The 23,528-nt window shown below is 47.8% G+C and carries 19 protein-coding genes and 1 pseudogene; 4 read left to right on the forward strand and 16 right to left on the reverse strand.

Annotated features, from left to right (window positions below):
- Positions 1–177: 177 nt before the first annotated feature.
- Positions 178–1,368 carry a formaldehyde dehydrogenase, glutathione-independent gene (fdhA, locus tag EL645_RS31365; protein ID WP_126556368.1) on the reverse strand — a complete coding sequence of 397 codons (1,191 nt, stop codon included), beginning with the start codon at positions 1,366–1,368 and terminating at the stop codon, positions 178–180.
- A 1,227-nt stretch (positions 1,369–2,595) separates the two neighbouring features.
- On the opposite strand from fdhA, the gene EL645_RS39705 reads away from it, so the two are divergent.
- Entirely contained in the window at positions 2,596–2,763 is a 168-nt protein-coding gene (locus tag EL645_RS39705) for a hypothetical protein (RefSeq protein ID WP_161977847.1), read from the forward strand.
- 83 nt (positions 2,764–2,846) lie between these two features.
- On the opposite strand, the gene EL645_RS31375 is transcribed toward EL645_RS39705, so the two are convergent.
- The gene (locus EL645_RS31375) at positions 2,847–3,863 is read right to left on the reverse strand and encodes an NAD-dependent epimerase/dehydratase family protein (RefSeq protein ID WP_126556373.1); all 1,017 of its coding nucleotides are present in this window, start codon (positions 3,861–3,863) and stop codon (positions 2,847–2,849) included.
- 145 nt (positions 3,864–4,008) lie between these two features.
- Positions 4,009–4,209 (reverse strand): hypothetical protein, encoded by a 201-nt coding sequence (locus EL645_RS31380; protein WP_126556376.1) that lies wholly within the window; start codon positions 4,207–4,209, stop codon positions 4,009–4,011.
- 779 nt (positions 4,210–4,988) lie between these two features.
- On the opposite strand from EL645_RS31380, the gene EL645_RS31385 reads away from it, so the two are divergent.
- A complete protein-coding gene (locus EL645_RS31385) occupies positions 4,989–5,507 on the forward strand; it encodes a GNAT family N-acetyltransferase (protein WP_161977848.1) in 519 nt (172 codons plus the stop codon).
- Positions 5,508–5,527: 20 nt separating this feature from the next.
- On the opposite strand, the gene EL645_RS31390 is transcribed toward EL645_RS31385, so the two are convergent.
- Together EL645_RS31390 and EL645_RS31395 are read right to left on the reverse strand one after the other, a co-directional pair.
- Entirely contained in the window at positions 5,528–6,241 is a 714-nt protein-coding gene (locus EL645_RS31390; protein WP_126556381.1) for a copper resistance protein CopC, read from the reverse strand.
- A gap of 265 nt (positions 6,242–6,506) precedes the next feature.
- Positions 6,507–8,210: an ArnT family glycosyltransferase gene (locus tag EL645_RS31395; RefSeq protein WP_136625324.1), complete on the reverse strand. Its 1,704-nt coding sequence runs from the start codon at positions 8,208–8,210 to the stop codon at positions 6,507–6,509.
- Positions 8,211–8,861: 651 nt separating this feature from the next.
- Here EL645_RS31395 and EL645_RS31400 point away from each other — a divergent pair.
- On the forward strand, positions 8,862–10,286 hold the full coding sequence (locus EL645_RS31400) for a thiamine pyrophosphate-binding protein (RefSeq protein ID WP_281276440.1): 1,425 nt from the start codon (positions 8,862–8,864) through the stop codon (positions 10,284–10,286).
- Between the two features lie 35 nt (positions 10,287–10,321).
- A complete protein-coding gene (locus tag EL645_RS44685) occupies positions 10,322–10,591 on the forward strand; it encodes a thiamine pyrophosphate-dependent enzyme (RefSeq protein ID WP_281276485.1) in 270 nt (89 codons plus the stop codon).
- 29 nt (positions 10,592–10,620) lie between these two features.
- Here EL645_RS44685 and EL645_RS43320 read toward each other — a convergent pair.
- The 11 genes and pseudogenes from EL645_RS43320 to EL645_RS31450 all read right to left on the reverse strand — a co-directional run bounded on the left by EL645_RS43320 (position 10,621) and on the right by EL645_RS31450 (position 23,450).
- A pseudogene (locus tag EL645_RS43320) lies at positions 10,621–11,793 on the reverse strand (UxaA family hydrolase).
- Positions 11,700–12,245, reverse strand: coding sequence for a UxaA family hydrolase (locus EL645_RS41660; protein ID WP_218032153.1), 546 nt, complete (start codon positions 12,243–12,245; stop codon positions 11,700–11,702). Before EL645_RS41660 ends, EL645_RS43320 begins: the two are co-directional and overlap by 94 nt.
- Before the next feature lie 315 nt (positions 12,246–12,560).
- Complete coding sequence (locus EL645_RS31410; RefSeq protein ID WP_126556385.1) at positions 12,561–12,890, reverse strand: hypothetical protein; 330 nt, start codon at positions 12,888–12,890, stop codon at positions 12,561–12,563.
- Complete coding sequence (locus EL645_RS31415; protein ID WP_161977849.1) at positions 12,868–13,668, reverse strand: lactate racemase domain-containing protein; 801 nt, start codon at positions 13,666–13,668, stop codon at positions 12,868–12,870. Before EL645_RS31415 ends, EL645_RS31410 begins: the two co-directional genes overlap by 23 nt.
- 209 nt (positions 13,669–13,877) lie before the next feature.
- Positions 13,878–15,560, reverse strand: coding sequence for an oligosaccharide flippase family protein (locus EL645_RS31420; protein WP_161977850.1), 1,683 nt, complete (start codon positions 15,558–15,560; stop codon positions 13,878–13,880).
- 329 nt (positions 15,561–15,889) lie between these two features.
- Positions 15,890–17,698, reverse strand: a complete 1,809-nt coding sequence (locus EL645_RS31425) for an AbeC-like domain-containing protein (protein ID WP_126556392.1) — start codon at positions 17,696–17,698, stop codon at positions 15,890–15,892.
- A 748-nt stretch (positions 17,699–18,446) separates the two neighbouring features.
- A complete protein-coding gene (locus EL645_RS31430) occupies positions 18,447–19,040 on the reverse strand; it encodes an adenine deaminase C-terminal domain-containing protein (protein ID WP_161977851.1) in 594 nt (197 codons plus the stop codon).
- Positions 19,004–20,254, reverse strand: a complete 1,251-nt coding sequence (locus EL645_RS31435; protein ID WP_126556397.1) for an amidohydrolase family protein — start codon at positions 20,252–20,254, stop codon at positions 19,004–19,006. Before EL645_RS31435 ends, EL645_RS31430 begins: the two co-directional genes overlap by 37 nt.
- A gap of 349 nt (positions 20,255–20,603) precedes the next feature.
- Positions 20,604–21,932: a cytochrome P450 gene (locus EL645_RS31440; RefSeq protein ID WP_161977852.1), complete on the reverse strand. Its 1,329-nt coding sequence runs from the start codon at positions 21,930–21,932 to the stop codon at positions 20,604–20,606.
- 104 nt (positions 21,933–22,036) lie between these two features.
- Positions 22,037–22,669, reverse strand: a complete 633-nt coding sequence (locus EL645_RS31445; protein ID WP_161977853.1) for a TetR/AcrR family transcriptional regulator — start codon at positions 22,667–22,669, stop codon at positions 22,037–22,039.
- A 106-nt stretch (positions 22,670–22,775) separates the two neighbouring features.
- The gene (locus EL645_RS31450; RefSeq protein ID WP_126556403.1) at positions 22,776–23,450 is read right to left on the reverse strand and encodes a TMEM175 family protein; all 675 of its coding nucleotides are present in this window, start codon (positions 23,448–23,450) and stop codon (positions 22,776–22,778) included.
- Between the last annotated feature and the right edge of the window lie 78 nt (positions 23,451–23,528).

Below are 23,528 nucleotides of genomic sequence, written 5' to 3' on the forward strand. Positions count from 1 at the left end.
GCGCGCGTGCAGCGCTCAAAAATTTTTATATATTGTTGTAGTAAGGACGCGGACGTACCCTTACTGCAACAATATATAAAAATGAAAAAGGTGAATCACATTATAGATATATAAATGTATACAAATCACAATAAAAAAAGTGCGGGTGCCTCAGCACCCGCACGCAAGCTACGCTGGCTATTTGATCAATCCATGAGGATCTAAGATGAACTTCTTAGCAGCCCCTTTATCAAAGTCCTTATACCCTTTGGGGGCATCCTTCAATGGAATAACCGTTGCATTCACAGCTTTAGCAATCTGGACCTTATCATTCAAAATGGCCATCATCAATTGCCGATGATAACGCATCACCGGGGTCTGACCTGTCGTGAATGAAAGAGATTTGGCCCATCCCAGACCCATATCTACGCCTAAACGCCCCTTCCTGGCACTTTCATCGACACCACCAGGATCACCCGTCACATACAAACCTGGAATGCCGACGCGACCGGCCGCACGGGTAATGCTCATCACATCATTCAGCACAGTCGCAGGAGCCTCTGAGGCACCTTGTCCATGTCCACGTGCTTCAAAACCGACGCAATCCACTGCCGCATCGACCACAGGCTCACCGACAATCTGCGCAATCATATCTGGAAGCTCAGCTTTTTTACGCAGATCCACAGTCTCACAACCAAAGCTCTTTGCCTGAGCCAGCCGATCGGGATTCATATCGCCAACAATAACGACCGCGGCACCTAAGAGCTGACAGGAAGCCGCGCAGGCCAGTCCAACCGGGCCAGCACCAGCCACATATACCGTTGAACCAGTGGTGACTCCAGCGGTAAATGCTCCATGATAGCCAGTGGGAAAGATATCTGAAAGCATGGTCAGATCTTTTATCTTCGCCATCGCCTGATCTTTATCAGGGAACTTCAACAGGTTCCAGTCAGCATAGGGAACCATCACATATTCAGCCTGGCCACCAACCCAGCCGCCCATATCTACATAACCATAAGCAGCCCCCGGGCGAGCAGGATTGACATTCAAACAGACACCAGTGTTACCCGCCTTACACATTCGGCAACGCCCACAGGCAATATTGAAGGGAACTGAGACGAGATCACCAGTTTTAATGAACTCGACATCCCGTCCAATCTCGATCACCTCACCAGTGATTTCATGGCCCAGCGTCTGACCTTTTGGCGCAGTAGTACGTCCGCGTACCATGTGCTGATCGCTACCGCAAATATTAGTAGCGATAACACGCAAGATGGCGCCATGATTGCATTTGCGATGTTGTGCCTCCAGTTCTAGTTTCGGATACTCTATATTCTTGATCTCAACTTTTCCTGGCTCCACGTATACAACACATTTGTTGCCTGCCATGTCATTTTCTCCTTCTTTGGACAAAGTATTTCCATTCCTGGTGTATGGCCGGGTTTTCGACTGAAGATACTCTTTATGCATAGAGGCAAAACGCTCTATTGCAATCACAGCCCTACAATGACGCACTTGTGGAGGTTAACGGCGAGGAAGTTGTGACTTGCTTGAAATGTGTAATCAGATATAGACACTAAAAAGTACTATAGATTTTTCAAGCTTTAACTCATCTTATGACTATTAATCGACACGAAAAAATGTAGCACATAGAATAGAATATGTCAATGAAAGACGATAACAGGACATACTAAAATAGTTCAGATTATAACATCAGGCACTAAATAAGCAGACAATATCATCAAAAAAAGAAGAAGCTGTGCATCAAGCACTTTTCAGGTTCCCTGGTACCAATTTTAAGAACGTGTCTTACTCCCCATCCTCATGGGAAGCATCGCGCTCCTGTGCGGACGTGCGCTGGCGCGCCCGAGCTTTTTCCTTATGTGGTGTAAAAAAGTGCGCTGGGGCGCACTTTTTTACACCACATAAGAAGACTTCTTAAGCGCCTTTGGCGCTCAAACTCAAGCGTGAAGATCTCGGAAATCATGAGAGTAAGACACACACAGAATGTGTCTTACTCTCATCATGGGAAGTGTGCCACTCTTGCGTGGACGTGCGCTGACGCGCCCGAATTTGTTTTCTTGTATGGTGCAAAAAGTGCGCCAGGCGCACTTTTTGCACCATACAAGAAAACTTCTTGAGCACCAAGGGCGCTCAAACGCAGGTGTGAAGATCGCGGAGATCATGAGAGTAAGTCATATTCTTACAGGAACAGGATTTTATTCTCATTTTTTTTTCATGCAAGGGATGTAGTATATGGGAGGTGATAAAATATCAAGGAATAAATGCTGAGAGGTATACATAATTATGCTTATATATAGCGCTGCTATAGCTTCTTTATTATTAGCAAAAGATGAAGGTTCCGGTAGATGGTTGGGAAAAATTAGTAATCTCACGGGAAAAATTGCAGTAATCATATTAATGGCCTCGTTGGCTCTATGGGTATCCAGACAACTTTATATTCTGATAAAGAAGAAAAATATCAGGCCATTTCAAGGCTTACTGCGCCAATGCTTCCTCTTTTTCCGTAAATCACATGTTTTGTGGGGCTGGATAGTCTTAACAGCGGCTACTATCCATGCCGCATACTACTTTCTTCCCTTCACAGAACTCAGCATGCGTATGAAAACTGGTATAGTAGCCTGGATTATCCTGGCCTTCCTGGTACTGTTTGGATTACGCTATCAATCAGCTTTACGCAAGAAGGCGCTACAAAAAAATATTCGTCTCTGGCATGTGATTACCGCTATTGCCTTTGTGGTGGTAGCCTTCATTCACATTTAAGTTAAACCAAAGCCTGGTGATGTGGGCTGGAATGGCTGCTGTAAAGCAAGCTGCCACTCCAGCATACACAAAATTGTTCATACTCAGGCCGAGGGCTGCTGATGCCAGAGCGCCAGCAACTGTGTCTCACGATCAGGGGCCATGCCAGCCCGGCGCGGACCAGCCCCGCGCGTTCGATCCCAGGCCAATGTATCCTCAATCGTGGTAGCGAGTGGCCGAAAGGTTAAGCCAGCCTCCAGAGCCCGCGCAACGCTGGCCCTCAAAAAGCCCGCCATCTCGGCATCACTATCTGGAATCCAGAGTGGTAGCTCCATCCATGCACCAACCTCATGCGCATTCAGAAAAGCATCATTGACCCAGGTAAAGGTTGCATTACTGCCACTGACAGACTTGCACTCCTCCAGGACCTGCTGCATAGTCAGCTGACCGGGTCGATTAACGTTATAGACGCCTGTCTGGCCAGCTTCTACCATACTCACAATCCAGGCAGCGAAATCGCGCACATCAATAAACTGCACTATTTTATCAGGGCGTCCGGGTGCCAATACTTCCCCTCCCCGAGCCACACGTACAGGCCAATAAGTAAAGCGATCGCTACCATCATATGGACCTACGATCAGGCCTGGTCGCAAATTGAGGACACGGCCAGGCATCTCCTCCTCGACCGCCTGCTCACAAAGCGCCTTCAAAGGTCCATAAAACTCGCCATATGGTGGCTGCATCTGCTCAGTGGAGGCCAGTTGTTCAGCGGTCAGCGTGGCCACAGGAGACGATTCGTTCACACCTGGCTGCGAAAAATCAGCATATGCTGATTTACTGGAGATAAACGTATAATGCTTCACAGCTTTAGCCAGCAAGCGTGCAGATGCACGCACAACATCGGGATGATAGCCACTGGTGTCAATCACCGCATCCCACTCTCGCCCATGTAAAGGTGTGAGATCCTGGGTCCGATCACCATGTAATTGCTCTACCCCAGGATACTGGACTTCGCTATGAGTCCCGCGATTGAACAGTGTTACCTCATGACCAGCTCCCAGAGCACTATCCACCAGGGCACGTCCCAAAAAGACGGTACCACCCAAAATAAGTATCTTCATATGCTTGGCTTCCCTTTCTTTACTATCTGGCTGTATCATAACAGCCCATCAGCTATATAGGGAAGCCAAAAAAAATGCTGAGAGCATAGGAATTCAATAAAGCCATGCTCTCAGCATAGGTATAACAACTAACAAACTTTTTGCATTAAGAGGCTATGGTCGTGAGGAAAGGTGTAAGATTGTGCTTCTTACATGAAGGGCAATCCCAGCTAATCATATTTAAGAAATGAATATCCTTGCCACCATCGGCAAGACCGATTACAAAGGTCTTCTGACAATTCGTACATTGAATCGCTCTTGAAACGTTTGGCTCTGGTTGAGGATTTTTAGCAGGCATATTTGTCATGTGGATACTCCTTTTTTTCCTCTCTCCAAAGAAGAGCGTAATGAGATGAGGCTATATTAAGGCTATATTAAAAAAGACGTATGAAACAGGAAAATATCAATTTTTTCTGTTTCATACTGATTATTGGGCATTGTGTGCCTGGTTGTCTCGCGCCTGCGGCGCTCGCCCGGGTTTCGTTGTGTAGGATGAGGCTGCGGCTGCGGCCGCAGCCTCATCCTACACAACAATATATTGGGAGTGCTTCAATAAGCCCAGACCGCAGCCTCATTTTACACATAACATCTTGGGAGTGCTTTAACAAGCCCAGACCGCAGCCTCACCCTACGCACAAGATATATTGGGAGTGCTTCAATAAGCCCAGACCACAGCCTCATCTTACACATACATCTTGGGAGTGCTTTAATAAGCCCAGATCGCAGGCTCATCCTACATATATGCTATGTTTGCGACACCCTAAAAATCGTTTTTATATGATGTTGTAGAAAAGGCGCTCTGCGCCTTTTCTACAACATCATATAAAAACCAGATCGGGCGCGTCTGCGCACGCCCGCAAAGGCACAAACACGCACTACACTAATTGATCATCTGGGATCTGGTAAGAATGCACTTTATAATATGTATACGTAGAAGTAGTAAACAAAAATAACGTAACCATTCAGGCATATTATACCTCTTAAGCCGCCTATACTGTCGGAGTAGGAAATACTATATGTGGATGACAGGAAGGGAACGTAACAGTAGGCAGCATGAGATATAAAAGAGCAGAGGTAACTGTCAAAATGAGAAAAGAAACACTTCCCCTGATCACCGATTATGTGATCCGCTATTTAACACTGGCAGAGAATGCCAGGGTACAGGACCTCTATGAGCGTTGCGCCGATTATGTGGAGTTCGTGACAGGCAGCAAACCAGGACCAGATACAGCTCAACATATCTTTACCGAACTTCCAGAGGGAAAAACATATAATGATAAGCTACTGATTGGTATTTTTACGCCAACAGAACAATTGGTTGGTATCTTAGACGCCATTCGCAACTACCCTACCGAATACGAATGGTATATCAACCTTTTACTACTCGATCCACAAGAACGCAATCATAGATTAGGAGAAAGAATCTATCATATCTTTTCTGAATGGGCCTCCAACCAGGGTGCGCAGGCTATTCGGTTAGCGATTCTGGAACGCAACCAACAGGCACAACATTTCTGGCAGCAGCTCGGCTTTGAAGAGATCGGACATACTGATCCATCAGGCACGCAAGAGGATAGTCGAATCTTGATGCGGCGAGGACTTTAGATACCTTAACAAATAGTGCATCATTCATCATCAATTGGCACAATCAACGCAATCGCTCGCCGTTGCTCCGCCTGCTGTGAAAACGACCACATGACACCAGCACCGACTGCTAAGCCGCAGAGCCCGATCACACCAGCGATCCATAGCGGGACACTGATCTTGTCAGGCTGCGGCGCAGCAGCCGCTCCCGCATGGGCTCCTGTAACTTGCTTTGCCGGAGATGAAGGCTGTGCAAACGCTCCGGCAGTAGCTTGCGCAAGAACATTTTTGAGTAGGGGGCTGATATGCACAAAAAAACGAAAACTACCACCATCGTGATAGTTTCCCTCCTCAGTAACGGTGTGCCAGTTTACGATATAAATCTCTGACTGATTGGCTTGCATATCCACCATCAATGTACTGGGATCAGTGCTATCTATATGCATAGAACCGCTACTGACCTGCTTACCATTGACATCGAGTACAACTAACATGCTGCGCTGCATATCCAGCCGGGCCGAAAAATGCACAGCAACAGAGGTAGGAGCAGCAGCCAAAAGAGCATTGGCCGCTGGATTCGAACTACTATATTCGGCATACATAATCTGGGTTGGCCGTGCTAACGCCAGAGTGGTACAGCAGCAGAGCAATAATAAAATCAACATACTACCGGGCAGGCAAAAGACAACGCCCCAACCACGGAAACCTGGCTGCTTCTTGTGCGTCCAGCTCCACCAGCATTGAAACCTCTCCATACGAACATCGCCCTCTCAATTTACATTGCACCAGAGGAAACTTTATAGTTATCTTCATTATGAACAATCGACCTACATCATCAAAATATATCTATTTGCAACGACAAAAATCAATTACTAATTTCGCGATCAATATAATAAAGAGGGCATTCTTATCTTTAGTGATGATAAGAATGCCCTCTTTACAGGTCTGCTAATTCTTTTGCGGGCATGCGCCCGCATACTCAATGCAATACAGATCTACTAATTCTGTTGATAGTGAATGCTATTTGGGGAGGTAGACATGATATCCAGGTATATGCACGCTTTGATATAAAATGGGAAAAGCATTCATCTTCAACCTCTTGATGAAGTTCAGATCCTCAACCGAACCTACGGGAAAGATATATCCTACCCGAGATGCCTGGCGCACAGCCTTCCAAAAAGCGGGATAACGATTATAGCCAGCATTCAATTGCGGAGTAACAACCCCACAAATAATTTTTTCCTGGCTGAAAAATATAATGTTGTTGCAGGTCCAGTATTCTGAATAGATATACTTGAGATTCAGCTTATTTAAATTCTGCACCACTTGTTGCTGACGCTGATAATCCGCCTGAGCAGTCGGCACCTCATCAATAAAAACCCTAAATGTACCGGCGACGAAGACAAATAATATCAATCCAATCACTGTGAGCCGAATAAGAGGAAAAAGTATCTCTTTCGACTTAAATTTCATCAGTGACGCAATCAAGCCTTTCCACAAAGGCCACAAAATCATGGGCATTGAAATCAGCATGCATGTTAAATAGCGAGAAGTTGGCCCAGGTGTTGAGCCCGCAACCGGACTCGTAACAAACAGAAACAAGGTCCCGATGGCACAAATCAAGACCATCAGACGGCCACATTCAATAATAAGCTGGCGTTTCTGCTCAAATGTCCATACCGGCCGCCATAATGAGCTTCCCTGGCGCGCCTGCCAGAGTTGCAGGATGGTAGCGAGGGACATAAAAGTAGCAATACACCATAAGATAATATAGCCAGCACTCCAACTGAAATGGGTTAACATACAAGATTTCGCCGCATGTCCAAAATAGGGGAATTGATCCAGTGAGCAAACAGGATCTAAACCCAGTCCACCTGGCATGCCGACGCCAAAGGCACCAACAAACTGCTGACCGAGAGATGGATGAGCATTGGTGCCCGTGTTATGTATATGTAACAGAATATTGATCGAATTCTGGTCAAATGGCACGCTGAGGTTATAGATAATCAAAGGGATCAGACCTATTAAAGTGCCAATAACCAGGCTGAGGCCTGCCCAGGAAAAACATTCGCGTCGACAGAAGAGCAATAAAAAAACTATTCCCATACAAACAAAAGGTAGGATTAACATGTCTACCCAGAGAGAGAGGCCGATAATAAGCCCCAGAACACCATAGATAAAGATCCGTCCCGCACTGGTGCGCTTGTTTTCCCTGATTGCATAAACTGATAGGGCTAACCAGATAGTGATTACACAGATAGCGACCGCGAAAAACTCGGTCTCCGGATATTCACCCACAGCCTTCAACTGACGAGCTATTACATCCGGGGAGCCAAAACTAAAGAGCAGACACACAAAAAGGCCCAGTTTTTGTGTGTGCAGCAAAGATGTCAAAATATACATTCCCAGTAAAAATAAGACGAAGAAGAGCAAGAGTTCCAGGCGTAGAGCAAAAAGCGAGGGTCCCAGGAGATGAAATAATGGCGCGGCCAGATAAGCTTCTACCGGCCCCATATATGGCTGACCATAGAAGAAGATAGGCCAATCTCCATTATAAGCAATATGACGAGCAACCAAACCCATATTTGTTTCGTCACTATTAGTGGTGGGCCAATTAAAATAAATGAGAAGCAGGCGCACTAATGTCGCAAACACGAGTAGACCAAGTAAGTATCGTTCGTGCTTTCCGATACGAAAACGCTTTAAGTTAATAGAGAAATTCATAGGAATGAAATAAAAACCTTTCTTCGCCGCTCTTTAATTAGAAAAAGTTACCATGCTAATGTCACATTATAAAAAACAATCGGCTAAAGAAACCAAAAAGAGACACGCGATAAACAATCAGCGCTTTCTACTCAGTTTTAATACGCCCAAATCAGGGCCTGCATTAGCACTTTAACATATTCACATATAGCTCTTCTTTGTATATACCATGTTCCGGCAAAACATACAGCAAAAACTTAAAAAAATGGTGCTTTTGGGTACTCGGAAACATAGAAAGAGCGATTAAAATTGATTTTTGCTCACACCGCCGCCACTGGCAATTTTTTGAAGCAAGCAGCTATGCGCACGCTAATCATTAAAATCGAAAAACAAGCGAGCTACGATAGCTAAAATAAGGAATAATTCTTATCCATAGGGATATAAGATGAACCGCATAACTTATACAATAAGATACCAGTCCCATTGCAGGTGCTTGATAACTGAAGATGTGGTAAGCTGTAACTGGCTCGTAAAAAATTGACTTTTTACACCAGGCTCTTGAAAGCATGTGAATAAAAAAGAGTATTAATATATTCATGGGACGTCCGGCCAGGCGTCCTATCACTGTGTTTAAATAAATGTTGATATAAAAATAATTGAGGAGTCTCACGCGTGACCAACAGGCAGCATCTCACTGGCGCACAAGCAGTCATCGCCGCATTACGCGCAAATAATGTTGATACAATTTTCGGCATTCCCGGTGTTCATACATTACCAATCTATGATGCTATCTATAATGAATCCGGGATACGGCACATTCTAGCCCGCCACGAGCAAGGTGCTGGCTTTATGGCCGAAGGCTATGCACGCGCAACTGGACGACCAGGGGTTGTTTGTACGATCACAGGACCTGGTTTAACCAATGTGTGCACTCCGGCGGCCAGCGCTTATGCCGACTCTGTACCGTTATTGATTATCAGTAGTTCGCAATCTCGTGCAGCACAGGGACATGGCCGTGGAGAATTACATGAAATCAAAGATCAGCTGGGTGTCATGCAATCCCTGGTAGGCTGGACACGCACAGTCAACTACGTAGAAGAGATTTCCGAGGCCATTCATGATGCCTTCCGCGTCATGCTGCAAGGAAGGCCACGCGGCGCTTATGTGCAGATTCCTTGCGACCTGCTCAGCCAGGCCGCCGATGTAGATATTACAATCCCTGGTCCCTTTGAGCGCCCGCTGCCCAATATCGAAGCGCTCACAGAAGCGGTAGAGATCTTACGCGAGTCTGAGCGTCCTTTAATTGTGGCAGGCGCCGGAGTCACGGCAGCAAATGCCAATCAACAATTACTCCAACTGGCCGAACTGCTTCAGGCCCCGGTCCTCCTCGGCAGTAAGAGCCACGATGTATTGCCCACCAAACATCCATTGGTACTTTCCACCAACGATAATCTCCCATTAGAGCTGGATGCCTTTATCGCGACCCGTGATGCAGTACTGGTCGTAGGAAGCAAGCTTGGGGCTGAAAGAACCGCCGACCGCCGCTTACCTTTCCCCAAACGCCTGATCCATATCGATATCGATCCAACGGAGATTGGGCACAATTATCGCACCCAGATTGGTATTATCTCCGACGCCAGGGTGGCATTAGAGGCCCTCTATAAATTTTTAAAGGAATTTCCACAGGAGCGCACCGCACCATATAGTGCACTGGATGATTTACGCGAAGCTCTCTATCTACATACAGTAGACTTTCAGGGTATAAATTTTAATATGCTGGAAGGCGTACAAGATGCGCTGGCGCAATTGCCAGCTGATACAGTGGTGGTGGCGGATATGACCATGCTGGGTTATGCTGCAGCCCAGCACCTGACGATGCGCCAGCCACGTACATTCATTCATCCTGCCGAGCTCTGCACAATTGGTAGTGGCTTACCAATTGCTATTGGTGCGCAGGTCGCACATCCTGGACGTCCGGTGATCGCGTTGTGCGGAGATGGTGGTTTCCTTTTGAATAGCAGTGAGCTGGCAACCGCAGCCCAGGAGAAGCTTCCAGTCATTATAGTTATTTTTAATGACGCGACCTTTACAGGGTAAAAACAGATCAGCAGCGCAACTATGAAAGCCGCTATATCGCCACCGATCTATTAGCTCCCGACTATATAGCCCTGGCACGAGCTTTTCACGCGGAGAGCGTGCGAGTAACAACGCCAGAAGAACTAAGCCAGGCCATCCAGAACGCGACAAAGCATGCGGGCCCGACAGTCATCGAGGCTCCCTGCTGCCACGCCAATGGAATAATGAGCGCTCCGTCGAGCAATCAATTACAACACTGGCATAAGTTCAAGCGCAGTAGATGCGCCCCTCGCGGGCGCTTATTGCTCTTCACACCCAAAACGTAGGTGCGGCGGGCCGCACCTACGAGCAAGCGCTACATCGTGGCTCCCAGTATCCAGGGCGCGAACTCCTCTTCACCCAGTCCCTGTGCCTCACTTTTACTTTGCTTACCACTGGCCACCGCAATTACCTCATCCAGAATACGCCGCCCTACTTCCTCAGTACTGACACCATCGAGGACTACGCCAGCATCAATATCCATGTCATCTGGCATATTTTCATACAGGGGTGTATTGGAGGAGACTTTAATCGATGGTGCAGGTTTAAAGCCAAACATCGAGCCACGGCCGGTCGTAAAAACAATGATATTGCAGCCGCCGGCAACCTGACCCGTTACCGAAACAGGATCATAACCGGGTGTATCCATCACGACCAGGCCACGTTCGGTAATGGGTTGTGCATAGGTATAAACGGCATTGAGTGGTGTGGTGCCCCCCTTGGCGGTTGCTCCCAGGGACTTCTCATAAATGGTGGTCAGACCTCCCAGCTTATTTCCTGGAGAAGGATTATTGTTCATCTCCATATCATTGATAGCTGTATAGTGCTCCCACCAGCGCAGGCGCTCCACAAAGGCCTCACCAACCTCACGGCTGCGGGCACGACGCAAGAGAATATGTTCCGCCCATAAATTTCAGGGGTCTCGCTCAAACACCGCAGTCCCGCCCTGGCGCACCAGCTCATCCACGCAGAATCCCAGACCGGGATTAGAGGTAATACCACTCCAACCATCGCTACCACCACATTGGAGTGCAAGCTTCAACTCTGAAATTGGCACTTCTTCACGCTGCACGTCATTCACCTGTGGTAAGAGCTCGCCGACAATGCGGGCGCCTTCAGCGACAGTATGAGCCACGCCATGATTTTCCTGCAGCGTTAAAAAGTATGGCTGCTTCCATTGCTGCGCCCCATCAAGCTGCATGGCCTGAATCATATCCTGTAACTGGTTGCTCTCACAACCTAATCCAACCAGCAGATAGGCACCCAATATTAGGATGCAGCGCCATCCCGACAATACGCGTTGCAGTTGCTCAACCGCGGCGCTCCCTGTACGCATCCCACAACCACTCTTATGCGTCAGACCAATCACGCCATCGACATTGGGATAGGCACGCATCACTTCGGGTCCAAAACGTTGTTGGATCGCACGTACCGTTGAGGCGGAACAATTAACTGAGCTGATAATCGCCACATAATTGCGGGTCCCCACCTTACCATCAGGACGGCGGTATCCCATAAAAGTGCGGCGCTGCCCCTCAGGCACATAAGCACCGGATGCACATCTACTCCATATTCGTATTGCTGCTGCAATTCTCCAACCGAGAGATTGTGGGTGTGGACATGCTCACCGGCCGCAATTGGTCGCGAGGCAAAACCGATTACTGATCCATAGCGACGTACAGGTTGGCCTTCAGCCACCGCATGCAGCGCCACTTTATGGCCCGAGAGCACACGCTGAGCGACCTCTATAGAGACGGCTGGTTCACCCGGCAGGCGCAAAACAACGCCGCGGCTAAGCGGAACGCGGGCAATCGCCACATCATCTTTAGGGTGGAGCAAAAATAGCGACCTCATTGAGCTCAATGGCTCTCCACGCGCCACAATGCCGGGCTGAATTGTATGTAATGATCCAGATGTAGGAGATAATTCCGAGGTATCCATAAGGCATCATTCACTTTCTATATATGCTTCGCGTTTATATCAAGCAAAAGTCAGAGCAATAAGTCGGCCTTGCAAGCCTGCCCGAACTATGCGTGAGCGCGCAAAATATGCTCAAAAGGTACAAATTATGCTCATCAGCCAGATAAAAAGGCTGACTGGATCCCAATTTGTTCAATATCACAATCAGAGCGTAAAAATTCCAGGCTGGCCGGGCTGGCCAGGATATATTCCAGGCTCAGAGTATTTTTGATGCGTGCCAGGCGCACCTGATTAAGATCTGGTCGACCACAACTGCGAATAGCCGCCGCGACCGCCTCACGCTCGGTCTCCAGTATCAGCGGCAGTTTTGGAAGAATTCAGCGCGATCACACCGGCAGTAAGGCTATTAATATAAAAGGACTGGCTATCCAGTTGCTCGTACACACTGGCCGTGGTGAAATCTGCTTGCCCCAGGCCAATCGCATTACCATGTGATGCCTCGGTCAGACGCAATACCGCAATAGTGGTAGCCTCGACCGCAGTCTGCTTTTGTGGGCCCCAACGCATGCGTCCAATGATATTAGGGTCCATACCAGCCCCACTGATATTTTTTCCCATTTCATCAACTATCAGCACATCCAGGTCATTCCACGGCAAACGCGGCATCAAAGAACGAGCCCGATCCAAGAGGAGAACGTTCTGGCTCAGTACCAATACCTTCCGGTGGCAGGCATACTACTTCAGCCACCTCGTCATAGGCATTCTCAATAACTGCCAGCCCACACAAAATGGGAGCATGCGCAACTGAAAACTTTGCCACCTCAGAAATCTGCACCCGCAAGCCATCCAGGCCCCAGGAATGAAGGGTCAATGCGCCCTGGTGCTTGCCCAATCCAATGGCCAGCATCTTTGATAAGCCGCTTTCAATGGGAGCGGTAAAATCAGTATGGGGCTTGATACGATTGAGCACCACAATACCATCCGCAGCATTAGCAACCTGATCTATATACACAGGCAACCCATCAGGGAGGGTACCCAACAGATCCACTTCGAGAGATGAGATAATGGGGATGCCACAGTATTCCTCAGTTACCCCCAGGCTCTCTACGATCGCACGTTGACCTTCAGGAGTGGCACCACCATGGCTGCCCATGGCAGGCACAATAAACGGTTCAGCGCCGTAGCCTTTCAGGGTACTGGCCACGGCCCGCACACAATCAAAGCCAGGTCCGCGATTCGCGATCCCTCGACTGCCTACCGTGATCGCTATACGAGCCCCCGGCTTGATCTGCTCAGCCAGATGCTGGCCCGCTAAAGCCTCTACCACCGCCTCAACTACGTTCTCAAGGCGCTCACGAGGGAAACGCTGCCGCAATAATTGAAGTGGCGGCAAAGGAACAGAGGGAAATAAATGATAGGTATCCCGATATGGGTGAAAAGCCATATGAAAACCTCCAGCTGTGGACGCTAACATTGCAGCACTACAATGCAAAAAAGCAACAGGGGAAACGCTACATTTTCATTGGTTACTGCAATCATAACACATTACCGATAATACCCTCTATTATTCTTAGCTTTTCCAGGTTTTTTTTAAGTTCCTCTTTGGCGCCTACGGCGCCGGGTTGGAGGTGTGGAGTGTATAATGCATGCACATCAGGTAAGCGGGCGTAGTCCGAACTTGCCGAAGAGGCGCGCAAAGACGAATAGATCTTCGGGACAGAAGCGTAAGAGGACGAGCGTGTAACAGTAGATGCAAAAAAAAAGGACCATAGCTACGAGGATTTCAAGCCAGCGAAAGCCAGCAGTTTCATACTGGATACATTGCAGCAAGAGGCTTCCAATCAAAGAGGCGATCCCTCCAGCAACTAATGGCTTGTATAGTTCCCAGCGAAACGGCTGCATTTTCAAGCGCCAGCTCACCCAACAAAAGCTCATTCCATAAGTGATGATAGCCGAAAAAAAGACTCCCAGCGCGGCTCCCAGGGCTCCATAATGGAGTATCAGTATAAACGAAAGCGCGATATTGGCTCCAATAGAGAGCGTGCTATTGATCATAATCAAGCGTGGTGGCCCGACCATAGCAAAAATATATGAAGCCGGGCCCAGGACAGCATAAACCAGAAAGCCGATGCAAACAATAATCAACACATTCTCATATCCAACATACTCTGCACCAAATCCCTCCAACACTGATTGTCGAAAGACCAGAAACCAGAGAAATATTGGCAGGCTCAATGAGACAGACCAGCGCGTGACGGCGATGTACATTTGCTGGATGCGCGTCAGGAGACCATGGTAATAATATTCAGCAATCAAGGGGGTATAGCGAACGGAGAGGGCCGCCATTGGCATAGTTACAAACATGGCGGCCCGCTCGGCAATCAGATAACCGGCGGCCTGGCTGGGCATAGCCAGGAATCCAAGCAAGATCGCGTTAACGGTATCGGCCAGCGCATAAACCAGACCATTAAAAAACATCGGCAGCGTTAAAGCCATCCATAACCTCGCCTGATAGCGGGCACGCACCCGGCTAGTATGCTGCTTAATAATCTTTGTGAGTACAAACTGCCCAATCAGCACGGAAAAGGCGTAGCCAGCGATGGTAGAAAAGCTAAGCCCCTCCATTTTCCACCCAAGTAGAAAGACTACTACCAGCACCAGCAACGTCAGAATAGGCTGCACTAAACGCTCAACACACATTTTCCAGAGTACTTCTTTGAAGGCCTGCAGGCCCGCGGTAATGACCGTTTGGAGGGCAATGAGAGGAATAAGCAAACTTGTCTCCTGCAAAAGCAAAAGGCAGGAGGTATCGTGATAGAAAAGCAAGGCGATTCGCGGCGTCCATACAAAGAAGAGTAAACTGATAAGCAGGCCCAGAATAATGGTGATCCATAGGATAAAACGCGCCAACCCCACCATCAGCTCAGGTGCTTTCTGTAAGCGATAAGAGGGAAGAAGGCGCACAAAGACAACATCAAAACCTAATTTTGCCATCCAACCCAGAATATAGGTCAGGCTATAAATTTCACCAAACATACCATAGACGCCCGGCGAAACCATACGGGCCATAAAAATGTTGGTTATGTAACGCACCAGCGTTGACCCCAGATAGCCGGCACTGGCAACCGTACTACCACCCACGACCTCGCTCATATCTGTACAGAGAGCCGCAAGTTCTTCCTGTAAAGGGGCAGGAAACACCACACATTCAGGTACAAGCCGATCATCTATCAGCACTTTATCCATTCGTGCTTTGACACTACGACCTATCGGCTGAAAGGGGATTTGAGATTGATTTTGCCGTGCCAGCCGCTTTCGTGCACGCATAAGCGACATACATATACTCCTCCCACCAACTCTACCGCATCCAATAGTCGCCATACGGGATAAACAGACACCAGTTAAAAACAATATAGCTGCAAAATACAGTATAGTTTCATTTTACACACTTTGCAAAAGATTGACAACAAGATATTAAAAAAGCGATCTTAGTTATATCTAAGATCGATATCACAATTTTAATGAACAAATTTAGGTTCTCCGTCCTTCCGGGGAAGGACGGAGAGGTGGGTGGCGAGGACACCTCGCGCTCCGTCAGGGGCTGCCGCCCCTGCACCCCGCTTTCCCCCTAAAGGACATAGGCCCCAAATTTAGTAATATATTGCTCAGGAGAAGATAATGCCGGCATTGAAAATCGCCTGCTGGCGTTCCCTGAGCTGGGTGCTATCGATAGTATGGGCATCCATAAACGCTGTCAGGGAAACCAATAATTGGTATTCAATCAGCTTGAGGTAGTATTCCTGGTCCAGGCGCTGGAAATGACGCTGATAAGTGGCTGAACTGGCTATTTCACGCAGACTGGTGGTCGCACCATAATCGAAGGTAGGCTTATGCTCGATCTCTGTCTGCGTGCGCCGTCGCCGGGCCAACAGCCAGTCTTTTAGTAGATGGCCCACCAGGCGATAGGGTGTCAGCAAAATCATTGTCAGGGACGAAGGAACCGCCGTGCGCAAAAGCAGCTTAAAGAGCCAGCGTAGATCAAAGCGTGTGCGCATCTCATCAATCTCCCGATAGCGTTCATCAATTGGGGGCAACAAATAATCGTTACCTTCAACCAGAAGATTATTGCCAATGCGATGAAACCTTAAGAAAAACGAAAGTACCAGATCCCCTTGCCAGAAATCTACTTTGTAGCATTGGTAATAACGAATATGCTCATCGTCCGCGCGCTCACTGGCACCCGCTTGATCTGGGGTAGTCCGATCCTTATACTTAAGCAGAATTGTATCATCTAACCATGTTACAGGATGAGCAAACGGATTAGGCAAAAATTCTCGCCTCTCACCAATCTCTTTGCCATCGACATATAATTTATCCTCTACGGTCAGACCAGTCAAATTTAGTTTCTTCATATCGCTAGCCAGCGTATTGTAAAGTTCGCTCAAAGTAAAAGATTTGGGATGGGCCTTCTTCCCCAACAAATCCTTGCCTTTCGTGATATCTATCACAAACGACCAGTTCTTTACATTCACGCCAGCACCTACAAATGGAGAGAAGCCACTATAGACCACCACATTCCCTGGTTTCTGTGGCAACCCCATATTCAAGTTCCACTCCACCGAGGTTGGCAATGCCACGCCTCCTACACCTGGCGTAAAGTTACTACGGCGTAGTTTCCCGACCTCGGGCCCATAATAGCACCAGCAACGCTCAACAATCAGGATCAACCAGCAAAGTATAAAGGGCAATAAATATGATAGCAAGCCAAAAATAGCAAGGCCAGGTCCAATCAGCCATAGACCCAAGACAAAAGCGGTAACCAGCGCAATGTCCCGTAATACAAAACGCCGCCGGGCCGCCAGCGTCCAGCGAGCAATCGCATGTACATCCAGGCCAGATGTATCTCCAAAAGTCCGTATATCCTCATTAAGGATATTGTTGTTAACATAATTGCAAAAATTTTCATCGCTATAAACAGCCATACATAGGTAACGGGTGGCTTCATTGCATGTCTGAGGCTGCTCTTCAAGGGCGGGGACCACAACAGGCTGTGATGTATGTGTGGCATGCTTCAGCATTACACGTGATAATTGTCCTTTGCCAATCACAGTGTCCACAGGGGGATCATTTTCTCGCACTGGCTTGCGAACTGGTTGATACACGACCTGTAGCTGGCACATAACCCCAAAATCGCCCAATGTAATCGTATCGCCATCATGCAATTCAGCTCTGTGTGTCCGCTTTTGATTGATGGCTAGATAATTAGCCACATTAGACACGCCGATCATCAAATGTTCATGATCTTGCCAGATGTGTGCATGCCCCGGCTGAAGAGTAGGTATCCTGATCGTATCACTCAACGAGCTGCCAATCGAAATAGAGAGAGAAAGAGGAATTTCATATCTTTGTTGAGCGAGAGGGCCATTTGAGAATTGTAGATACATCCGATATGCTGTAGGTACGCGTGTCTCCATAGCAACTATACCCCTTTACCAAACCTACCATTTACCACATATGAATTTAAAGCGATGCTGGTTTTTGTGCTTAGACTCCCATTTTTATGGGAGTCTAAGCATGTGGCTCCCTTGCGGACGTGCGCTGACGCGCCCGCTTCATTTTTTCTGTGTTGGTGTAAAAAGTGCGCAATGCGCACTTTTTACACCAACACAGAAAATGTGTTTGATGATTTCTTGCACCAACACATGAAAATGGCTGGAAACTTTTTATGCTGTGTTAGATATTAACATAATTGAATTTTTCACTACTATACCTGCATTTTTAAGTACTGAATGGATGAAAGATGATAATACATTTCTTGCGTGATGTTGGATTTGTGCATAGCATAAGTTCTGCATCACGCATTTAACATGCTTCGGGCGTATTAGCGCATGTACGTATGGGAGTCTGAAGCGCTCTAAGAAACATCCACACGTAGTATACACAGTTGCCAATATAAAAATTTGAGCGAAAGACAATTCTCAATAACAGGCTCGGTGCTGTCCTCAGGCGGTTATAATTGTATATCTATACACAAAAAAATTTCTATATCATCCGGGTTCAGACAGTACTATAATACCAGTTAAAGTTGACAATAAATTTTTATTTTGGAGTAAGCAGTAATAAAAGCATCTATTATGTCAACAAAAAAACGTCCAGTCAGAAGATATTAAACCATCTTGCTGGCCGGACGTGAGTGTATGCTTATGTCGAGAGGGGACAGGGTTACACTTCGGCTTCCTCATCCTGAATAGGAATAATTTTCCATGCATCCACATCGAGGAGGCCGAGATCAGTGATCTTGAGTCGAGGGACAACACTGAGCGCTAGAAATGAGAGGAAACCAAATGGATGAGCAATTGTTACGCCGAGGCCGGCAACCAAAGACTCCAGGCGTTCCATGATGGCGGCCACTTTGGCCGCGGGAAGCGGTGAAACGATACCAGCAATTGGCAAGGGGAGAGCATCTAGCACTTTACCCTGCTCAACCACAACCAGACCACCCTGTAAACGCTCGATCTCCTGGACCGCCAGGGCCATATCTCCATCGTTGGTGCCCACGACAACAATATTATGCGCATCATGCGCTACAGAGGAGGCAATCGCACCGCTGCGCAGGCCGAAGCCATTGAGCAAGCCAACCCCGACCCGACCACGTCCATAGCGCTCCACCACCGCAATTTTGAGGATATCGCGCTCCACATCCGCACAAAGCGCTCCAGCCTCTTCGCGTACATCTAGCAGGTATTCGTCAGTCACAATCTGATCTGGAATAAGGCCAATCACGCGAGCGGGACCATGCTGACCAGGCAGACGCAAACGCTCCACAGAGAAAGCGCGCAAATTAATTGTCTGTTCGACCGCTTCGCGCCAATCCTCGGGCAACGCAGGAGCATCAAACAAAGGTTGGCCATTTTCGGCCACCAGGGCTCCCCCACATAAACCTGGCGCGGCCGAAAATCATATAAATCTGGGACCACCAGCAGGTCAGCCAGGTAGCCAGGAGCAATCGCGCCACGATCTTTAAAACCAAAGTAGGAAGCTGGATGCAAGCTCGACATTTTAATCGCCTGCACCGGGTCCAGGCCACGCTGTACAGCCTGGCGGATAATATAATCCAGGTCACCCTCATACAATAGATCACCGGGAGTACGATCGTCAGCGACAAAGCCCGCCCGCTCCGGCTGCTGCTGCAACACCACAGGCAGCAAAGCATCCAGATTACGTGTCGAGCCCTCCCGTATCCATAACCACATTCCCAAACGTGCCTTCTGCAAAGCCTCTTCCGCGCTCACCGATTCGTGATCCGACTGTACGCCAGCAGCCACATAGCCGCACAGATCCAGCCCAACCAGTTCAGGTGCATGTCCATCGACAGCCAGCCCCAGCGGTGTCGCCCGCCCCGGACGTCCAAGGTCAATCATATCCAAAAGCACCTCATCCCCATCCAACACACCTGGATAATTCATAACCTCGCCCACTGATGCAATGCGCGGATCATGAGCCAGTTCTAAAAGATCTTCCGCCACCAGTTCAGCCCCGGCGCTCTCATAAGGGCTGGCAGGTACACAGGATGGAAGGGTAAACAGCATGCGCAACGGAATATTTTCAGCCGCCGCCAGCATCCAGCGCAGTCCTGGCACACCCGCGACATTGGCAATCTCATGGGGATCGCTAACGCAGGTGGTGGTTCCATGCGGGGCCAGCGCACGGGCAAACTCCCCTGGCACCAACAGAGCATCTTCTATATGGGTGTGTGCCTCTACTAAACCAGGGACCAGATACTGTCCCTGTACATCGATAGTTTGCTTGCCCTGAAAGCTACCCACAGGGCCAATACCCGCAATGCGTCCGTAGCGCACAGCTACATCGGCAGCATATATTTCATTTGTAAAAACATTGACAAGCTGGCAATGCGTAAATACAAGATCGGCTGGCTGTTTTCCACGTGCGACTTGAATAAAATTTCGCTTTTGCTCAAGCGTAAGTGGTGGTGGAATGCTGGCACTATTTGAAAATAATGGTGAATGCATTTTAGATAGAGCCTTTCTATGAAAGTTAAAAAGAAATACATAGGACTAAATTCACAGCATTCATGTTCTGCGATGGATAGTACATGTTACTATATGTAATTTTGCGGCCAGATGTCACATTATAATTTTTTTATTTACCGACTATTGGCAGGGCTTTTTCATGTTCATCCAGAGATCACGAGTAAGCGAGAAGGTGGACATGCTTTCATGTGTGGAGTGTGTTTGCTGGGCGGCCGCGGCCGCCCAGCAAACACACTCCACACATGAAAAAGCCCTGGGCTGAAAAGAGAACAAGGCGGTGTCGATGGGATCGACATCGCCTTGTTCTCTTTTCTTACGATAACTTTTTTTATTGTTTGGTCACGCGCATATAGATGCCATGCAGTGGCTGACCGGTAACACCATAGGCCTGGATAATTTGCTGATCGGGAATGAGCTCAAGCTTATAGTTGCGCAGGATATGAGAAACCATGGCTTTAATCTCAACCTGGGCAAAGTTGATACCAATGCAGATTCGCGGCCCACCACCGAAGCCAACCAGGGCATAAGGATTCTTTTTGTGCTCTTCGCGCGGCGCCGCAAAACGATCTGGATCAAATTTCTCGGGATCTTTGAAAATTTGCGGTAACATATGCGAGCCAATAATACCATAGAATAGGAATGAGCCTGCAGGCACGTGATAGCCATTGAAGACAAAATCTTCGGTGACACCACGAGGTCCATTGGGCACCGGAGCATACATGCGCTCAGCCTCATCCAGCGCATTATCCAGCACCTTCATACGCTTGATATCTTCCAGGCCTGGATCAGCCTTCTGTCCCAGTACTTGCTCTTGCTCTTGCAGGATGCGCTGAGTGTATTCAGGATGCTGCGTCAAGAGGTAAAGCAGCCAGGCACTGAGACTGGTCGAGGTTTCATGGCCAGCGATCAAGAGGATGTTGACGTGCGCGATGATCTGCTCTTCACTCATGGCATTGCCAGCGGCATCACGGGCATTGACCAGTAAGCTAAAAACATCATCACCAGGATTACGCCGTCGCTCCTCAATTTTGGGATGCAGCAGTTGGGCAATCTCGGCATTGGTGTGCTGTAGATGCTGTATAAACTGTTCCTGGGTAGTGATCGTGGCAGGTGCCTCCAACAAAGACATATAGAGCTCGCGGAAACGGTCTACTTCCGCCCCGGGTTTCAAACTCGTTAAGGCCTCAGCCGCGACCTCAAAGGTCAGTTTGCGAGCCTCATCATAGATATTAACCTCGGGTCGCTCAGCCCAGGTGGCAACCTGCTCACGAATCACCCGGTTCATCAAGGGAAGATAACGATCCATATAGCTAACCGTAAAGGCGGGATTCATGATCTTGCGCTGTTGATCGTGCTCGGCTCCATCCATGCTCAGTAAGCCACGCCCGAACATATCGACCACAGAAAAGATTGTGCCCCAACCCACATAATTGGAGAACTTCTGGCGGCTATTCACCAGCACAAAACGATTCGCCTCCGGTCCAACCATGTAGACGATATCCTGCATATCAAAAAAGGAAGAGCGGAAGATTGGTCCGTGTTTGGTATAAGCATCGGCCAGCAATTGTCCAAGGTGCAATTGATAATCATCGGGCATGGATACATAGGGAATAGCATCGTAAGGAAGGGCCTGCTCCTGCTGATCTACCTGACTCATGTTTCTACTCCTTTGATGGTGAATGAAGTCCTGATAATGAATGAAGTTCATTCACTAAAAAATACGCAAAGAACCAGAAAAGGTTGTAAATTTAGGGGAGGAATTTAACCATCTTTTGAGTAGTTAGCCTGGCCGTCACGTAAAGAGGGACCAAAAAATAGGCGCTCAACGACCTCTAAAAAATATGTATGATAAAGTTCTTCGCGCTCACCTTTTTCGACCGCGAAACACTGATACATAATATTATCGCCCAGCAAACTAAGTATCTGCGAGTACATTTCGGTATTAAAAGGGGCTAATTCTCCGCGCTCGATAGCACCCTGAAAAATTTTAGCCAGAGAGCAAGTGATGTGCTCATTTGTGTGCTTATGCTGCGACATCTCTTCTGAAGTTTGCATATCAACCTGTAAAAAAGAGATCAAATTCATATGCTCGCGGCTCACACGAAAAATGCCATCCACGATAGCCCGTGGAATCTGCACAAAAGGCAACTTGAGCAATTCAGGGTCCCGGAAAGTGGCAGCGATCATCTCTTCAATATCGATGGCAACGCCGATATACACATCCCGCTTGTTACGAAAATAGAGATAGACCGTGCCAACCGCAATATTAGCTTCCCTGGCTATATCCGCAATGGTAGTCTCTTCATAACCTTTTTTCGCGAACAGCGTGCGTGCAGCCACCAGAATAGCATCCCGCTTCGAACGAGATTCATCAGATAGTTTATCCGATTCCATGTCCTTGCTCAACTCCGTTATTGAATGAACTTCATTCATTCTATCATATATGATAAGAAAGGCACAAGACAAAGCGTGTCACTTCATTGCTAGCAGGATACTTACATTACACCATCTCTTCAGCTGGCTCCTCATCTTTTATAGAATCCTGATCCCCGCCACGCCGACGAAATGAGATGTCCGGCAAGGCGAAAAATATGGCCAGCAGCAAACTAAAAACGATGGTCAGAGGAGTATTAAACCAGGCGATACCTAGAGCAACCACATAGACAAGTGGACCAAAGACATATTGGCGACTAATTTTATTGACACCCGCTACATCCACATTAGTACCCAACAAACGCCCCTTGTAAGATGCGTAACGCCAGATTATGTTAAAACACGTCGCCATTGCTAAGAATGTAGCACTATACAAAATAGCAGCGGCATGATAATCAGGATGGATAACATACTCGGCCAATAATGAGGTAGGGACCGGGATAAAAACAATAATCATCAGCAAGAGAATATTGAGGAAGAGCAACATGGTATCTGAGTGTTTAATATGTTTAAAGACACGGTGGTGATTCAGCCACATAACACCGATCGTAAAAAAACTGGTTACAAAGGCCAGCAACGTTGGCCATTGACTAAAGATTTCACCCCAAAGTGCACTATCATTCCACAGCACACCTTTAGCATCAAATGGATTGAATTTTATATCCAGAACCAGCAAGGTGATGGCAACTGCAAACACGCCATCACTAAATGCCTCTAAACGGTTGGTATCTTTCTCATCCACGTATAATTATCCTTTACTGACAAAAACTGGCAGAAACATAGAGTATGTCTCATTATTATCAAGAAAGACGCAAACCCC

The organism is Dictyobacter kobayashii, assembly GCF_003967555.1.
Lineage (GTDB): Bacteria > Chloroflexota > Ktedonobacteria > Ktedonobacterales > Ktedonobacteraceae > Dictyobacter > Dictyobacter kobayashii.